Consider the following 15,664-nt stretch of genomic DNA (forward strand, 5'->3'; position numbering starts at 1 on the left):
CATTGAGAGGTTTTATGCGTCCAGCCGTTATCGCATTAGCAGTATCTTCAACTTTGGTTTTTCCTGTCGTACACGCAGAAGAACAGGCCAGCAGCTTTGAGAAAATTGAAGTCGTCGGCTCGCGGATCGCTCTGCGCACCGCAACCGACAGCGTTGCCCCCGTCGATATCATTACTGCGGAGCAACTCGAATCCACCGGTATGACCGAAACAGCTAAGGCGCTGCAATTTGCCGCGCCAAGTTACAGTTTCCCCTTTTCATCGGTCACCGATGGCTCAGACGCGGTGCGTCCTGCCAGCTTACGCGGCCTGTCGCCTGATCACACGCTCGTACTGGTAAACGGTAAACGCCGCCATGGTTCAGCGCTGGTGCATTTAAGCGGCACTGTCGGCAAGGGCTCATCTAACGTCGATTTGAACGCAATCCCGATGACATCAATTAAGCGCATCGAAATCCTGCGTGATGGCGCCTCGGCACAATACGGCTCAGATGCGATTGCTGGTGTTATCAACGTAGTCTTAAAAGACAACGACCAAGGCGGTAGCGTGTCGGCTCAAGCCGGACAAACCTATCTGGGTGACGGTGAACAATGGCGCGTTGGTGTGAACCACGGGATCAGCCTAAACAACGACGGTTTTGTGAATATTGGCGTTGAAGCTCACCATAAAGACAGCACCAACCGCGCAGGCTTAGATCCACGCCAACAATATCCTAAGCTGCCAGACGGTTCAGATGATCCGCGTGAAGCGACTTTCAACCGCAAGAGCCACCAAGTGGGCGACGCCGAATACGATAACTTAGGCTTATTTATCAACGCGGCGCAGCCTTTATCAAACGACAGTAAACTCTATGCCTTTGGTGGCATTAGCCAACGTGAAACCAAATCCGGTGCATTTTATCGCCGCGCACTCGATGCTCGTAACTTGACCGAGCTGTATCCCGACGGCTTTTTACCGCAGATCAATCCTAAGATCATCGATTCATCATTAGTCCTAGGCTATGAGTTCACCCTCGGTGAATGGAATATCGATACCTCAGCGGGCTATGGCGGTAACTCGTTCGAATATAATATTGTGAACACCCTAAACGCATCACTCGGCCCAGATAGCCCGACGGAATTCGATGCGGGCACCCTGTCCACCAGCGAAGCAAACCTGAACATCGATGCCTCGCGCTACTATAACTTTGCCAATGATTCAGAGATTTTAGTGGCGACGGGTGTCTCTTGGCGCCAAAACGGTTATCAGATTGAGGCAGGCGAACCCAACTCTTATATCAATGGCGGTTATGATAACCGTGCAGCGGGTAGCCAAGGCTTTACTGGCTTTACGCCCGAATCAGAAGTCGATGAGACTCGCGACAATACTGGTGTTTATGTCGAGCTTGAAAACCAATTAACCACTGAGTTTTATTGGGCGGCGGCGCTGCGTTACGAAAACTATTCTGACTTTGGCGGTAACACCAGTTGGAAGCTCGCGGGCCGTTACGACTTCACCGACCATTTAGCCCTGCGCGGCACAGTGAACACAGGCTTTAGAGCGCCGAGCGTACAACAGCTGTACTTCAGCAATATCTCGACCCTGTTCAATCCTGATCCGACTACGGGCCAATTAGTGCCAACAGAATCAGGCACCTTCAACACCTTATCGCCAGTGACTAAAGCCCTAGGCATTAACGAGCTCGACCCAGAGCTATCGCAATCCTTCAGCTTAGGCTTGGTATACACCAATGATACGGGTCTCGCCCTGACCTTGGATGCCTATCAGATTTCAATCGATGACAGGATTATCCTCTCAAGCTCAGTGACGCCAAACGACTCACCGGCTGTTGCGGCGGCGCTAGCCAATACCAATGCAGAATCGGCGCGCTTCTTTATTAATGCCGTCGATACCCGTACTCGCGGCGTCGATTTAGTGGTGAGCCAAGATTTTGATCTTGGCAACTGGGGTGATTTACGCGCTAACTTGGCGTACGCCTATAACAAAACCGAAATCCAAGATATTCATTTCCCTGAAATTTTGGACGGACTCGGCCCTAAACTCTTCGATAATATCGAACAAACCCGCATGACCTCGGCCACGCCGCACAATACGGGTAACTTAGGACTGACCCATGAATTAGGTGACTTTAAGACTAATATTCGCCTCAGCTATTTTGGCGATTATACAGTGGGTTACTCAACGGGTGATGTGAATTACAGCGACCAATGGGTGATGGATTTATCCGTGCGCTACGCCGCAACCGATGCCTTAAGCTTCACCGCTGGCGTACAAAACTTGTTTGATGTGTATCCTGAAAAACGCCCAGATGACAATAACTTCAATGGTATTTTCGTCTATCCATTAACCAACACACCGTTTGGATTTAATGGGGGTTACTACTTCCTCGAGGCTAAGTACACTTACTAAGCCGCAAACCATCAAAACAGGCCATTTATGGCCTGTTTTTTTATGTCTATCGCTTATGTTCTAACGGCGGTGAACTGATTATAATCTTTACAATTCACTCATTTACTTACGCCATATCGAGTACCCCATGATTGTCGATACCTTAGCTAATCGCCATATTTATCAATCACTCAGTCCACGCATTGCCACGGCATTAGCACATCTTGCCAGCACTGACTTTAGCCAACTGCCCGTTGGCAATTATCCCCTCGATGGCGAGGATATTTTCGTGATAGTCAACGACTACCACACTAAGCCACAATCGACCGAACCCTTTGAAGTACATCAAAAATACATCGATGTGCAGTATGTGGTCAGCGGCGAAGAAGAGTTTGGCTATCTACCATTGGCCGACCAAACACCCTCCAAACCTTATTTCGAAAAGCACGATTACGCCGAGTTCGATTACGAGTCGAATAAAGCCAACGCCTCCTACATTCAACTAAAGGCAGGGATGTTTGCGCTCTTTTTCCCTGGCGACATGCATATGCCCGGCACGAGTGATACGCCGACAGCGGTGCGTAAAGTCGTGATAAAAGTGAAGATCTAACACTTGTGTAAATAATGGCCACTGCCAGCGGTCGGTTTTTAGTGGAATAGCGACTTAAGGGCGCAGCGATATGCGCTTTGGCTATTTCCGAATCGGGCGAAATATTGTTAAAATTGCCACAAATTTAAAGGAGAGTCCCTGAAATGCCTATGTACGTTGTCGGTCACAAAATCCCCGATTCTGATTCAATCTGCGGTGCTATCGCGTTAGCTTATTTAAAAAACCAAATCGGTGAAGAAGCCGTTGCCGCACGTTTAGGTGAGTTATCACCCGAAACCGCTTTTATTCTGGAGCGTTTTGGCTTTGAAGCGCCAGAATACAAAACCAGCTATGCTGGCGAGCAGGTCTACATTGTTGACCACTCAGAGCTGACTCAAGCACCGGACGATATCGCTCAAGCGACTATCGTAGGTATTGTGGATCACCACAAATTAGGCGATCTGACCACTGATACGCCTTTAGAGTGCTGGATCCGCCCTGTTGGTTGCAGCAACACAGTCATTAAGATGATGTACGACTTCCACCAAGTTGCCATCCCTAAAAATATCGCTGGCATCATGATGTGCGCCATCCTGAGCGACACTGTGATCTTCAAATCACCGACCTGCACTACAGCCGACATTCGTTGCGTTGAGGCCTTAGCCGAAATCGCTGGCGTTGAAGACTTTAAAGCGCTGGGCATGGAAATGTTCAAGGTAAAATCGGCAGTTGAAGGCACGCCAGCACGCGATCTCGTGATGCGCGACTTTAAAGACTTCAACATGAACGGTAACTTAGTGGGTATCGGCCAGTTAGAAGTGATTGATCTGTCTGTATTTGATTCAATCAAAGCCGAACTGGAAGCCGATATCAAAGCACTGAAAGTTGAAGGCAACCGTCACAGCGTACTGTTACTGCTGACTGACATTATGAAAGAAGGCTCAGAGCTGTTAGTGGTTTCTGACGATACCGATCTGGTTAACCGTGCCTACGGTAAAACCCCAGTCGATGGCAAAGTGTGGTTAGACGGCGTATTAAGCCGTAAGAAGCAAGTTGTGCCACAACTGCAGGCCGCTTTCGCTTAATAAGCGACCATTAAGTTGTTATGCATAAAAAGCCGAACTCAGTTCGGCTTTTTTGTGCCTTGAATATGCGCCATTCCATAAAATCGGCATGAAACTTTGCTCATAAAGCTATCCTAAATTTGGCCGTGCCGAGTAAGATGGGATGATTCATTCTCGCACTCTGTTTTAATCATGCCAGAAGCCTTACAACACCTTATCACCGAAATGACACCTTGGTTGCAGCAATACGGTTATCTGCTGCTCTTTGTGGCCATCGCCGTCGAGGGATTTGGTATTCCTGCACCGGGACAATCCTTACTAATTGTCGCCAGTTTACTGGCTGCAACGGGGCAAATGTCGCTGCCATTAGTCCTCATCGTTGCCTGCGCCGCCGCCCTGAGTGGCAACAGTTTGGGCTACTTTATCGGTCGCCGCTTCGGTGAGGTACTGCTGCAAAAAGGTTGGATAAAGCCGCAGCTTGAGGACAAGATACACAGTGTGATTGGCCAGTATGGCATTGCCGCCTTAGTACTCAGCCGCTTTGTCGAAGGGCTTAAGCAGTTTATGTTTATTGGCTGTGGGCTGGCCAAAATGCCCTTTAAGCAATTCGTGATGGGCAACCTACTCGCCACCAGCATTTGGGTAACGCTTTTTGGCTTGGGCCCAGTGTTAATCCGCGATGAAATCGCCCCTATTCTCACGTTTTATCATCAACATAAATACCCGACATGGGCAATCGTTAGCCTGCTTTTAATCCTTTTACTTCATTTTAGTTGGCGTAAATTTCAGGTTAAAAATCATTAAAGCTCATACGCTTACATTCGGTAAGCAACTCCTAAGTTACTCAGTCTCAACCTTAGGTTGAGGCTGAGTTGGCTCATTAGGTTGAGTATCCTTAGTGGTATTTATCTCGGTTTGAGGCTCTACATTAATTTGAGGTTCCGCATTAGTTTGAGACTCAGCATTTATGGCTGACGTCGTAGCTGTGGTCTCGACTTCCTCTTGTTTAGTGTCCCCACTCACTTCATTCGACTTGCCATCCATCGCTTGCGGCGGGGTGCGATCATCTGATGGCGGCACTATCGGCAAACCTTGCTCAATCGGTGTTTGCTTCTCTGGCGCCTCTTGTGAATCTGTTGAATCTTGTGGCTTAGGTTGTTCGCCTTCAGGTAATGGCTCGACTAACACCACAGGCTCTGCTGGGGTGCCGGTTTGCGTATCCGACGAGCTTGCCGCTTCCGAGTCGGGCGCCAACGTGGCTAAATCTTCATTCGCAGGGCTTTCGACCGCATGTTTAGGCAATTGATTTCGATACAAATCAATCATCCCCATCACCTCGGATAGTGCTTTGGCGTGGGCAGGCGTTAAGATCCCATTATGACCAGAGACAATTTCATCGGACACGGCCAGCACCCATACAGCCTGCATATTGGCGTCTGGGCAGGTTTGCACACTGCGCCGCGCCTGCAGGCGAGCACGGATTTTCCAGCCAGAATGCGGCAAGGTCATCATACAACCGGGAATTTCGTCATGGGCCATTAATGCCGAAGGCATCTTCATCGGCGTCGAACAATTACCGCCAGAACATTTATCGATATCGTGGGTAATAGCCCAAGAGTTACCCAGTGCCCGCTCGCCGTCCTTGATGTAATTAAAGGCCTCTTTTACCGCAAAATCGCCCTTAGATTGCAGCACCACCATACTCGGTTTTTGCCGATCTAAGCTCATCAGCGTATCGAGTGGTTTAAAATCCTGCGCTGGTGCGGCGGGGTTTAACAGTAAGAAAAGATTCGGATTATCCTGCTCATTATCGATGGCCGCCTTGATTCTATCTTTACTGGCGTGCAGCACCACTAAGCCGCCAAGACTGTGACCAATCACGGTATAACGCAATAATTGATGTTCAGCCACTAACACATCCAGCTTATCCAGCAGCTGCGATAGCCCGGTTTGCCCAATGCGTTTGGCCACGGCTTTACGCTGTAAAATAGTCGGGAAATCCAGCGGCTCAATCCAACTGGTAGCATCTTCTGAGCCATCGAGCCAGAAGGGATCCAGCTTGTCACCACGCCAACCTATGTATAAACCCAATAGGTTACGCTGGGAGTCGGATGCCGCCATCTGTTGATAAAACTGTTCGAACGCGACAAAGTTTTCGTCCGTTGGATTAGCGCTATGGTGCCAACCGTGGACAAAAATCAGCAACTCGGGAGCCGTGCCATTATTGGGTTGTAAAATCCGCGCCTTGAGCCCTTGCCATTGTCCATCGTTATGTGGCTGACCTTGATCATTAAATTCAATCACATGCAGATTTTGCGTAGCAATATCAGGGCCGGGAATGTGATAGGCTTGGTCAGGAATAAAAGGAAGTAAAATACCGAGGGACAACAACATTAAAAACAGTAACTTGTACTGAGTAAACTTCTTAAGGCTCATTTATGACAACTAAATTGTGGCCAGACTAGGCCAATATAGACACGCTGCTGGGGCTAACAGCAAAATTGGCCAAATTATACGCTAACTCCAAATTTCCAGCTAGAGCCGACGATGCCTTTTATCATCAAGCTTAGCTCGAGTTAGCGCCAGGTGTCGGGCAGCTTCACTTGGCTCCAAAGGTCATCGCACAATGGCGCTGTATGTTGCCACTGACCGCTGCAAATCCATTTCACTAAGGCATCACCCACCTGCGGATAGGCGATGGGATTTGGCGATGCAGCCTTGAGCCAACGTTTGACCACGCCCATGTCCAGACTCATCATACTGTCACCCGCGCCCAATAATTGCAGCGCTGCCACGTTCGACAACTGCTCAAATTGACCAATCAGCGGCTTGACCAACAACTTTTTCCCTAAGGTCAGCGCCTCGCTCGCCAACTCAAATCCGGCATTACCAATCACTCCACCACAGCTCGCTAAGTGCTGTTTAAATCCGTCACGGTTAAAACCATGCCATTGAATATGGTCGGCGAGCGGTGCAGTCGGCTGCTTAGCGTGATACACCAAAAACTGATAATCCGTAAAAGGCTTAAAAAATTCGGCGATCGCATCCGCCTCTTCGAAGGGTAAATACACCAAAATTTGATGGGTATGTTCAATAGGACTGGCATCGACTTCGACAAAGGGAGGTAGGATCGGAAAACCAAAATGATGCCAATGGCAACCCAGTGCCACATCCACTGGCGCAAAATAGTTGAGTAGTAACTCATTAAACCAAGTGCTCCCCAACTTAGGCACAGGGTGAGTCAAGGCCGCTTGATGACTTATGCCAATGGAGGGAACGCCTTGGCGCCTCGCCGCCCATGCGGATACGGGTTCAAAATCATTCAGCACTAGGTCATAGCAACTCAAATCTAATGCTTGGATATCCTTAAGCAATGACAAGGAGCAATTCTGTCTCACCGTTTGCGACACATTCACTCGCCCAGAGTGGGTGGCAAAGGTCATTCCCGCCTGTACGCGATACTCCCCAAAACACTCCATATCGAAAAAATGTTCAGGCTTGCGCCCCGAAAACAAAAAGTCGACTTGAATATTGTGCTCAATTAAGGCTTTTGCCATCACTCGAGCACGACTTAGGTGGCCATTCCCTGTGCCTTGAACTCCGTAGAGTATTCGCATTGTTTATCCTTTAACTTTTAATGAAAGAGTGATGAATCAAGGAGGTACCTAACGAATATGCGCCTGATTTGGGTTAAATCACGGGATGTACCAGCAGCACAGCCCCAGTACCTAACAAGGCGCCGGCAGCAATATCAGAAGGGTAATGTACCCCTAGCGCAATGCGCGAGGCACCAATACAGAGCGCCCAGGCGTAGGCAAGGGGTGCAGCCATGGGATATACCTGCGCCACACTCGTGGCCATCACAAAGGCGGCCGCCGTGTGCCCCGAAGGTAGACTGAATCTGTCTGAAGGCTCGAATCCCTTCTCAAACCCAACTAAAGCGTGGCAGGGGCGAGTGCGGCGAATGCTATTTTTAAGTAATAAGTACAGCGGCAATTCAATCAAAAAGCTCGCTAACAGCAGATTGAATAGGCTCTGTCCTTGGGCGTGTGTCAACATCAACCCTACAGCAAGATACAGATACACATGCCCATCCCCAGTTGCCGATATCCGTTTCGCCCAATCATAAACACCATGACGTTGGCTCAAACCCACAATGCGATAAAACATGCGCTTATCTAAGTCTGTAATGTAACTCAACATAAAACAGGCTCCTTGCTGGCATGCCAGCGAGTATCATGGCGATGTTAATGAGTGCATTCTCTCGACAACCGTTAGCGTCTGCATGTTTTAACGCCCTGTCAGACAACTATTTCACGATAGAACCCCACGCTAAACCCTATGGCGACTTAAACAGATATTGCTTAAGTATTTAGTGTTAAGGTGAGACTAAGAACTCCCGATGACGGCAAAGTGACATCAGGCCTAAAGTTTTATGACATTCGCACAGATGAAATAAATCGCGATGAATGAAGTAATGACTGCAAAGAGAGGAAAACGTGCGGGGAGATACAGTGCTGCCCTGATGCTAGGAGCGGGCAACACTGTCAGAAAACCTTCAAGCGACGGCTTGTTCCAACGCTTTGGCGCGGTAAATTTTCGTCAGATGATAGATATTGATACAGGCTACGAAAGCGTTCATACCTGCAACTGGCCAGGCTGAAATAAATACGCCGTAGATAACAAACAGGGTACAGCCGACAAAGTTTAACCATCTTAACCAGATGATGTTCTTCATCATAAGTGAAATTGCCACCATTACTGAGGCAAAATAACCAATAATTTCAATTGTGTTTACAGCTTCCATAGGCACCTCTCGAAGGCCCTCTACCGTCCATAAGCGTACCGGGGGGTCCTTGCCCCTAAAGCAAATTAAGTTAAGTAAGTTAATTTAAACTTGGGATATAATACCAAAACACGCAACAGAGTTGTAATAAAAAACCGTTATTTAATGACCGATATCAAGTTTTGAGGACAAACCCCTGTTAAGTGACGAAAGTTTACAACAGAAGTGTTAACCCCCAAGTGCAACAATACCGTGATTGATAACACTTTTCTTTTCAGTAATCCCTTTTATACTGGCGTAAACTCGCTAAACTGTACGCAACGCGGATCAATAGGAGTGTAAATATGGAATACAACACCTCAGAACTATGTGACATGTACTTAGATGTCGTAGATGTAGTCGAGCCCATGTTCAGTAACTACGGTGGTTGTAGCTCTTTTGGCGGTTCTATCAGCACGATTAAGTGCTTTGAAGACAACGGCCTAATCACCGAGGTCTTACAAGAAGATGGCCAAGGTAAAGTCTTACTGGTTGACGGTGGTGGCTCATTACGCCGCGCCCTGATCGATGCTTCTATCGCTGAAATCGCAGTCAACAACAACTGGGAAGGCATTATCGTTTACGGTTCAGTACGCGATGTGGATGCGCTGGAAGAATTAGACATCGGCATTCAAGCCCTTGCCTCGATTCCAGTAGGTGCCGATGGCAATTCAGTGGGCGAAGTGGAAATTCCGGTCAACTTTGGCGGCGTGACCTTCCTCCCAGGCGATCATATCTATGCCGATAACACTGGCATTATCCTGTCGCCAGAACCACTCGACATTGAGTAATGACAAATTGTCTATCAAGAAAGCCAGCTAAGCTGGCTTTTTTATTGGCTGTTTTTCGCTAAGTCCCATTGAATATTCGTCCATGGGTACGCCACAATATCCCTGTCCCTACCGATAAGAATACGAATCCATGTCTGAATTTATTCCATTTACCCAAGCCGATGTGGCCAGTCTAGTGAGCCCAAGAGCGGGTGAAACCAAAATTGGTCAATGTGTACATTTGGCCAATCACGAACATCCGCTCGAGGCGATACTCGCCACGGCCAAAGCCCATGGCGCTCAATTTGCCATTTTAGGCGTAGGGGAAGATATCGGCCCTCGGGCAAACTTAGGCAGAGGCGGCGCCACCGATGCCTTTACCACCAGCATGCGCCAATGGTTGAATTTACAGTCGAATCGTTTTCTTTCGGGCGCCGAATGCCTGATTTTAGGGCAAGTACATACGGCGGATCTGCAATTACTGGCACAGGACGGCGAAGGCGCGAGCCTACCCCATTTACGCCAAGCAGTTGAGCAACTCGATGAACGGGTGATTAGCATCGTTAGCGCTATACAAGCCGCAGGGCTTGAACCCATAGTGATTGGCGGCGGCCACAACAATGCCTACGGCCTGTTAATGGCGACTTCGGCCCATTATCAACGCCAAGTTGCCGCGGTGAATTTAGATCCGCACAGTGATTTTCGTCTACTCGAAGGGCGCCACAGCGGTAATGGCTTTAGTTATGCAGCCGATCGCGGCGCACTGGGTTATTACCATGTGCTCGGCTTACACGAACTCAAAAACAGCGAGGCCAATTTACAACAACTGTCTGATTTTGGTGGCACTTGGCATAGCCTGCAACAGATTTGGATTCGCCGCGAAGTGAGCCTCACTGAGGCGCTGCAGGAGATTGCTGGCAAACTCAATCATACCGCCCTGCCTGTTGGATTAGAGCTTGACGTCGATGCGATTGCAAAAATGCCCAGCAGCGCCTCAACGGCGGCGGGTATTCCCCTGCTCGATGCCGCGCACTATATCAGTTATATCGCCAGCCATTGTCCCTGTGCTTATTTGCACTTGGCCGAAGCCGCGCCGAGTTGTCATGAGGCAGGTATTGAAGCCGGATTTAAAGATGTCGGCCAGAGTATCAGCGAGTTAATCTATGCCTATGTGCAGGCAAGGCGTCATTTTTTAGCCCAATAGCATGTTAAGCTTGCGCCCTTGTGGGCGCTAAGCTATTCACCAAATCCTGATATTGTGGTCTAATGCCAATCCATTTTATCGGGTCGGCGCACTCAACATTGGCCAATGCCAAACGCCTCAAGCCAACGCCTTGAGGAGAGTTTACTAACTCGATCACAGAGTGATAGATCAAAGATTCAGCAAATGCAGGCGATGGCTTACACTCGCCACTAATACTTTGCAAAACAATAGGAATACATTGATGTCTGAGGGCGAATCTAAAAATACCCACTTTGGTTATAAAACCGTAGAGGCGGATAAAAAGGCCGATCTCGTTGCCGGCGTGTTTCATTCGGTTGCCGCCAAGTACGATATCATGAATGACGTTATGTCCTTCGGTATTCACCGTTTTTGGAAGCGTTACACCATTGAAGTCTCTGGCGCGCGCCCTGGTATGAAGGTGCTCGACCTTGCGGGTGGTACTGGCGATTTAACCGCTAAGTTCTCCCATTTGGTGGGCGATAAAGGCGAAGTGGTATTAGCGGATATCAACGATTCTATGCTGAAAGTGGGCCGCACTAAACTGCGTGACCGCGGCATCGTTGGCAATGTGAGCTATGTGCAAGCCAACGCCGAAGCACTGCCTTTCCCCGATAATCACTTCGATATCATCACTATCGCCTTTGGTCTGCGTAACGTGACCGATAAAGACGCGGCGCTGCGTTCAATGAACCGCGTGCTTAAGCCAGGCGGTAAGTTGTTAGTGTTAGAGTTTTCTAAGCCGCAACATGAGCTGATGCGCAAAGTCTATGACCTATACAGCTTTAAAGTGCTGCCAAAAATGGGTGAAATCATTACGAAAGACGCCGACAGCTATGAGTATCTTGCCGAGTCAATTCGTATGCACCCAGACCAAGAGACCCTCAAGCAAATGATGGTCGATGCGGGCTTTGAACAGGTCGATTACACCAACATGACCGACGGCATTGTTGCCCTGCACCGCGGTTATAAATTCTAATGATGCCGCAAGAAGTGGTGTTACTTGCCTGCGCCGCCATTGAGACGGGTCTGAAGCAACTTCAGACCCAAGCCGGCGACGCCTATGCACGCCAGCGTCAGTTACATGGCAAAGTCTTCCGCATTCAATTATCACAACTCAGCTGGCCAATTTACTTGGTCTTCGCCAAAGAAATCCAAGTACTGAGTCGCTATGAAGGCGATGTGGATGTCAGCCTGCATGCCGATGCCACGACGCTCTACCGCGTGACAGAAGGTGCTAACCTCACCGAACTCATCAAACAGGATAAGCTCAGCCTCGAAGGTGACCTCAATCTGTTACAAAGCTTCAGCCATTATCTGCGTAGCATAGAGTTTGATTTTGCCGAGCCTCTGTCACGTTACTTAGGCGATGGGCCAACCCATAAACTGCTGAGCACGGGACTACAGGCCAAAACCCTAGCACTTGAAGTGCTGCGTAAGACCCGCTCGCATTTAGGGCAACTCGCTATCGAAGAATATCGCCTTGCGCCACACCGGATTGAACTCATTCATTTTCGCGATCAAATGGATGACTTAGTTGACGATACTCGTGCGCTCGAACAACGGATTGCCAAATTAAGAGACCAAATTAAGCCATGACCCTTGCCAGTATCCGCCGCGGTTATCATGTCATTAAAACCCTACTGCAATATGGGTTAGATGACGTATTACCGCCAAAGATGACCCCTTGGTACTTTAAACTCGCCCGCAACAGCCTGTTTTGGATCCGCAATAAACACAAAGGCAAATCTGGCGGCGAGCGTTTAAAGCTGGCGATGCAGGAACTTGGCCCAGTGTATATTAAGCTTGGGCAAATGCTGTCAACCCGCCGTGACTTACTGAGCGATGAATGGGCGACTGAACTGGCCATGTTGCAGGATAAAGTCCCGCCTTTCGATGGTGTCTTGGCACGTCAAGCGATTGAAGCCGAACTTAAAGCCCCCATCGAGAGCTACTTCGACGACTTTGACGAAACACCCTTAGCTTCGGCTTCGATTTCTCAGGTGCATACCGCCACGCTCAAATCCAACGGCAAGGCCGTGGTATTAAAAGTGCTGCGCCCAAATGTGGAAGCTAAAATCCAAGCTGACCTGTTGTTGATGTCGCAAACGGCTAAGGTCATCGATTATCTCCTCGGTGAAGGGAATCGCCTGCGCCCCTCGGAGGTGATTGAAGATTACCGTGTGACCATTCTAGGTGAGCTCAATCTTAAGCTTGAGGCCCTCAATGCCATTAAGCTGCGTAATAACTTCCTCGACTCAGACGCGCTCTATATTCCGTATGTCTACGAAGAGTTTTGCTATCCGCGTTTAATGGTGATGGAGCGCATTTACGGTATTCCGGTATCAGATATCGCCGCACTGAAGGCACAGGGAACTAACTTTAAACTCTTGGCCGAACGTGGCGTAGAGCTGTTTTTCACCCAAGTGTTCCGCGATAACTTTTTCCATGCCGATATGCATCCAGGGAATATTTTTATCTCCCGCGATCATCCCGAGAATCCTTATTATATCGGCCTAGATTGCGGCATTATGGGCACACTCAGCGAAGTCGATAAGCGCTATTTAGCGGAAAACTTCCTCGCGTTTTTCAACCGTGATTACCACCGTATCGCGCAGCTGTATATCGAGTCGGGTTGGGTATCGGAAAAAACCGATCTACAGGCCTTCGAGCAAGCCATCAAGGTCGTTTGTGAACCCATGTTTAACAAGCCCTTAGATGAAATCTCCTTCGGCCACGTGTTATTAGAACTGTTTCGCACCGCACGCCACTTCGATATCGTCGTGCAGCCTCAGCTCGTGCTGCTCGAGAAGACATTACTCTACATCGAAGGCTTAGGACGTCAGCTCTATCCGCAGCTGGATCTCTGGCAAACGGCGAAACCCTTTTTAGAACAGTGGATGGCCGAGCAAGTGGGCCCTAAGGCAATGTTTAAAAAGGTATCCACAAAACTGCCATATTGGTCTGATAAGCTTCCGGAATTCCCTGAGCTAATTTACGATAACCTTAAATTAGGCAGGAAATTGCTGAGTTCTCAGCAACAAATGCTAGATAAGTATCTGAAATATCAGCAGCAAGCACACAAGAGTAATTACTTGCTCATCACTTCTGCAATTTTATTGATCTGCGGCACGTTATTGTTCAACCAAGACGCTACACTGTGGAGCCCTTACGTGTGTCTGATTTCAGGCGCGGTGTTGTGGATTATCGGATGGCGATCTAGGCCAAAGAATCGTAAATTTTAGCTAGCACTAATTAATCAGAGGTTCATAATAGAACCGATATCAATTAAGAGGATACCTTCATGGGTGGCATTAGTATTTGGCAACTTCTTATCATCGCGTTAATCGTTGTCTTATTGTTTGGAACAAAGAAATTACGCTCTTTGGGTGGTGATTTAGGTGGTGCTGTTAAGGGCTTTAAAAACGCTATGTCTTCAGACGAAGATAAAAAAGCGTTAGAAGATGCAGAAGCAGCAAAATCAGTGCAAACAGCACAATCTGCACAACCAACCCAACAGGCGACTGAAAAGAAACCTGAGTCTAACAAAGAACAGGCGTAACTCTTTATGTTTGACGGTATCGGCTTTATGGAGCTGCTGCTGATCGGTGTTCTGGGGCTTGTGGTACTCGGCCCCGAACGTCTACCGGTTGCAGTACGTTCAGTAACAGGTTGGATCCGCGCGATGAAACGCATGGCCAACTCAGTCAAAGAAGAACTTGAGCAAGAGCTAAAGATCGAGCAGTTGCACGCCGACCTCAAAAAAGCAGAGAGTAAAGGTCTATCTAACCTCTCACCCGAACTGCAAGAGTCGATCGACCAGTTAAAGCAAGCAGCACAGTCTGTGAATCGTCCTTACCAAGTGCAAGATGTTCCCGCACCGGAAAACCAGATCCACAACCCTGCGAGCCAGAGTGTTTCTACAGAGGCGAGTCCTTCGGCTTCCTCCGCCCCCACTAGCGAATCCAATCAGGGCGAGGATAACCGTTCCAACCCGAAAGCTAACGGATAATTCATGTCGCAACAGCAGCCACTTATCAGCCATTTGCTTGAACTCAGGTCCAAGCTGCTTAAATCCATTGCCAGTGTGTTAATCGTGTTCATTTGTAGCGTGTATTGGGCAAATGATATTTACCACTACATGGCAATCCCTTTAATGCAGTCTTTGCCCTTAGGTGGCAGTATGATTGCGACCGATGTCGCCGCACCTTTCTTCGCCCCTTTCAAACTGACGTTAGTCCTGTCATTTTTTGTGGCTGTTCCCTACGTGCTCTATCAAATTTGGTCCTTCGTGGCGCCCGGTTTGTATAAGCATGAAAAACGCTTAGTCATGCCGCTACTCTTCAGTAGCACAGTACTGTTTTACTTAGGGATCGCCTTTGCGTATTTCGTTGTATTCCCCGTGGTATTTGGCTTTTTCGCCAACACGGCCCCCGAAGGAGTACAGGTAGCAACGGATATCAGCAGCTATCTCGACTTTGTGCTGAAATTGTTTTTTGCCTTTGGCTTATCCTTTGAAATCCCGGTTGCCGTAGTCCTGCTTTGCTGGGCGGGCGTAACCACTCCTGAAGATCTCAAACAAAAACGCCCTTATATCATTGTCGGCGCATTCGTTGTGGGCATGCTGTTAACGCCACCGGATGTTATCTCCCAGACTATGCTTGCCGTACCAATGCTGTTATTGTTTGAAGGCGGATTATTTGCGGCTCGTTTTTACAGTAAACCTGATGACGAGACCGACGAAGAAGAATCAACGAACGACTAATGCCTCAATCGGCATTAGAGGAAAATAATAATAAGGAAACTG

General features: G+C 48.5%; 16 protein-coding genes. 12 read left to right on the top strand and 4 right to left on the bottom strand.

The features are described 5' to 3' along the window. The first annotated feature begins 14 nt into the window (after nucleotides 1-14). The 4 genes from N7386_RS19175 (at nucleotide 15) to N7386_RS19190 (ending at nucleotide 4,844) form a co-directional block, all read left to right on the top strand. Complete coding sequence (locus N7386_RS19175; protein ID WP_279770408.1) at nucleotides 15-2,408, top strand: TonB-dependent receptor; 2,394 nt, start codon at nucleotides 15-17, stop codon at nucleotides 2,406-2,408. A gap of 127 nt (nucleotides 2,409-2,535) precedes the next feature. After that, the gene (locus tag N7386_RS19180) at nucleotides 2,536-2,997 is read left to right on the top strand and encodes a YhcH/YjgK/YiaL family protein (protein WP_011624946.1); all 462 of its coding nucleotides are present in this window, start codon (nucleotides 2,536-2,538) and stop codon (nucleotides 2,995-2,997) included. Nucleotides 2,998-3,140: 143 nt separating this feature from the next. Further along, on the top strand, nucleotides 3,141-4,061 hold the full coding sequence (locus tag N7386_RS19185) for a manganese-dependent inorganic pyrophosphatase (protein WP_279770410.1): 921 nt from the start codon (nucleotides 3,141-3,143) through the stop codon (nucleotides 4,059-4,061). Between the two features lie 171 nt (nucleotides 4,062-4,232). Continuing rightward, nucleotides 4,233-4,844, top strand: coding sequence for a DedA family protein (locus tag N7386_RS19190; RefSeq protein ID WP_279770412.1), 612 nt, complete (start codon nucleotides 4,233-4,235; stop codon nucleotides 4,842-4,844). Between the two features lie 36 nt (nucleotides 4,845-4,880). On the opposite strand, the gene N7386_RS19195 is transcribed toward N7386_RS19190, so the two are convergent. From N7386_RS19195 to N7386_RS19210, 4 genes are all read right to left on the bottom strand, one after another. After that, nucleotides 4,881-6,476 carry a thioesterase gene (locus N7386_RS19195; protein WP_279770414.1) on the bottom strand — a complete coding sequence of 532 codons (1,596 nt, stop codon included), beginning with the start codon at nucleotides 6,474-6,476 and terminating at the stop codon, nucleotides 4,881-4,883. 140 nt (nucleotides 6,477-6,616) lie between these two features. Continuing rightward, nucleotides 6,617-7,657: an MJ1255/VC2487 family glycosyltransferase gene (locus tag N7386_RS19200; protein ID WP_086902284.1), complete on the bottom strand. Its 1,041-nt coding sequence runs from the start codon at nucleotides 7,655-7,657 to the stop codon at nucleotides 6,617-6,619. Between the two features lie 73 nt (nucleotides 7,658-7,730). Continuing rightward, nucleotides 7,731-8,243 carry a phosphatase PAP2 family protein gene (locus N7386_RS19205; protein WP_011624943.1) on the bottom strand — a complete coding sequence of 171 codons (513 nt, stop codon included), beginning with the start codon at nucleotides 8,241-8,243 and terminating at the stop codon, nucleotides 7,731-7,733. A 355-nt stretch (nucleotides 8,244-8,598) separates the two neighbouring features. Further along, entirely contained in the window at nucleotides 8,599-8,847 is a 249-nt protein-coding gene (locus N7386_RS19210) for a YgjV family protein (RefSeq protein WP_011073879.1), read from the bottom strand. A gap of 323 nt (nucleotides 8,848-9,170) precedes the next feature. On the opposite strand from N7386_RS19210, the gene rraA reads away from it, so the two are divergent. The 8 genes from rraA (at nucleotide 9,171) to tatC (ending at nucleotide 15,622) form a co-directional block, all read left to right on the top strand. Then, on the top strand, nucleotides 9,171-9,656 hold the full coding sequence (gene rraA / locus N7386_RS19215) for a ribonuclease E activity regulator RraA (protein ID WP_011624278.1): 486 nt from the start codon (nucleotides 9,171-9,173) through the stop codon (nucleotides 9,654-9,656). 130 nt (nucleotides 9,657-9,786) lie between these two features. Continuing rightward, nucleotides 9,787-10,839, top strand: a complete 1,053-nt coding sequence (locus tag N7386_RS19220; RefSeq protein WP_279770416.1) for a formimidoylglutamase — start codon at nucleotides 9,787-9,789, stop codon at nucleotides 10,837-10,839. A 241-nt stretch (nucleotides 10,840-11,080) separates the two neighbouring features. Then, nucleotides 11,081-11,836 (top strand): bifunctional demethylmenaquinone methyltransferase/2-methoxy-6-polyprenyl-1,4-benzoquinol methylase UbiE, encoded by a 756-nt coding sequence (ubiE, locus tag N7386_RS19225; RefSeq protein WP_086902287.1) that lies wholly within the window; start codon nucleotides 11,081-11,083, stop codon nucleotides 11,834-11,836. After that, the gene (locus tag N7386_RS19230; RefSeq protein WP_109287961.1) at nucleotides 11,836-12,456 is read left to right on the top strand and encodes an SCP2 sterol-binding domain-containing protein; all 621 of its coding nucleotides are present in this window, start codon (nucleotides 11,836-11,838) and stop codon (nucleotides 12,454-12,456) included. Before ubiE ends, N7386_RS19230 begins: the two co-directional genes overlap by 1 nt. Then, on the top strand, nucleotides 12,453-14,102 hold the full coding sequence (gene ubiB / locus N7386_RS19235) for a ubiquinone biosynthesis regulatory protein kinase UbiB (RefSeq protein ID WP_089066802.1): 1,650 nt from the start codon (nucleotides 12,453-12,455) through the stop codon (nucleotides 14,100-14,102). Before N7386_RS19230 ends, ubiB begins: the two co-directional genes overlap by 4 nt. Nucleotides 14,103-14,161: 59 nt before the next feature. Beyond that, nucleotides 14,162-14,419, top strand: a complete 258-nt coding sequence (tatA, locus tag N7386_RS19240) for a Sec-independent protein translocase subunit TatA (protein ID WP_086902290.1) — start codon at nucleotides 14,162-14,164, stop codon at nucleotides 14,417-14,419. Between the two features lie 6 nt (nucleotides 14,420-14,425). Continuing rightward, nucleotides 14,426-14,869, top strand: coding sequence for a Sec-independent protein translocase protein TatB (gene tatB, locus N7386_RS19245; protein ID WP_279751571.1), 444 nt, complete (start codon nucleotides 14,426-14,428; stop codon nucleotides 14,867-14,869). Between the two features lie 3 nt (nucleotides 14,870-14,872). Then, the gene (tatC, locus tag N7386_RS19250) at nucleotides 14,873-15,622 is read left to right on the top strand and encodes a twin-arginine translocase subunit TatC (RefSeq protein ID WP_086902292.1); all 750 of its coding nucleotides are present in this window, start codon (nucleotides 14,873-14,875) and stop codon (nucleotides 15,620-15,622) included. Nucleotides 15,623-15,664 lie beyond the last annotated feature (42 nt).

This window comes from Shewanella sp. GD04112 (assembly GCF_029835735.1).
Taxonomy (GTDB): Bacteria; Pseudomonadota; Gammaproteobacteria; order Enterobacterales; family Shewanellaceae; genus Shewanella.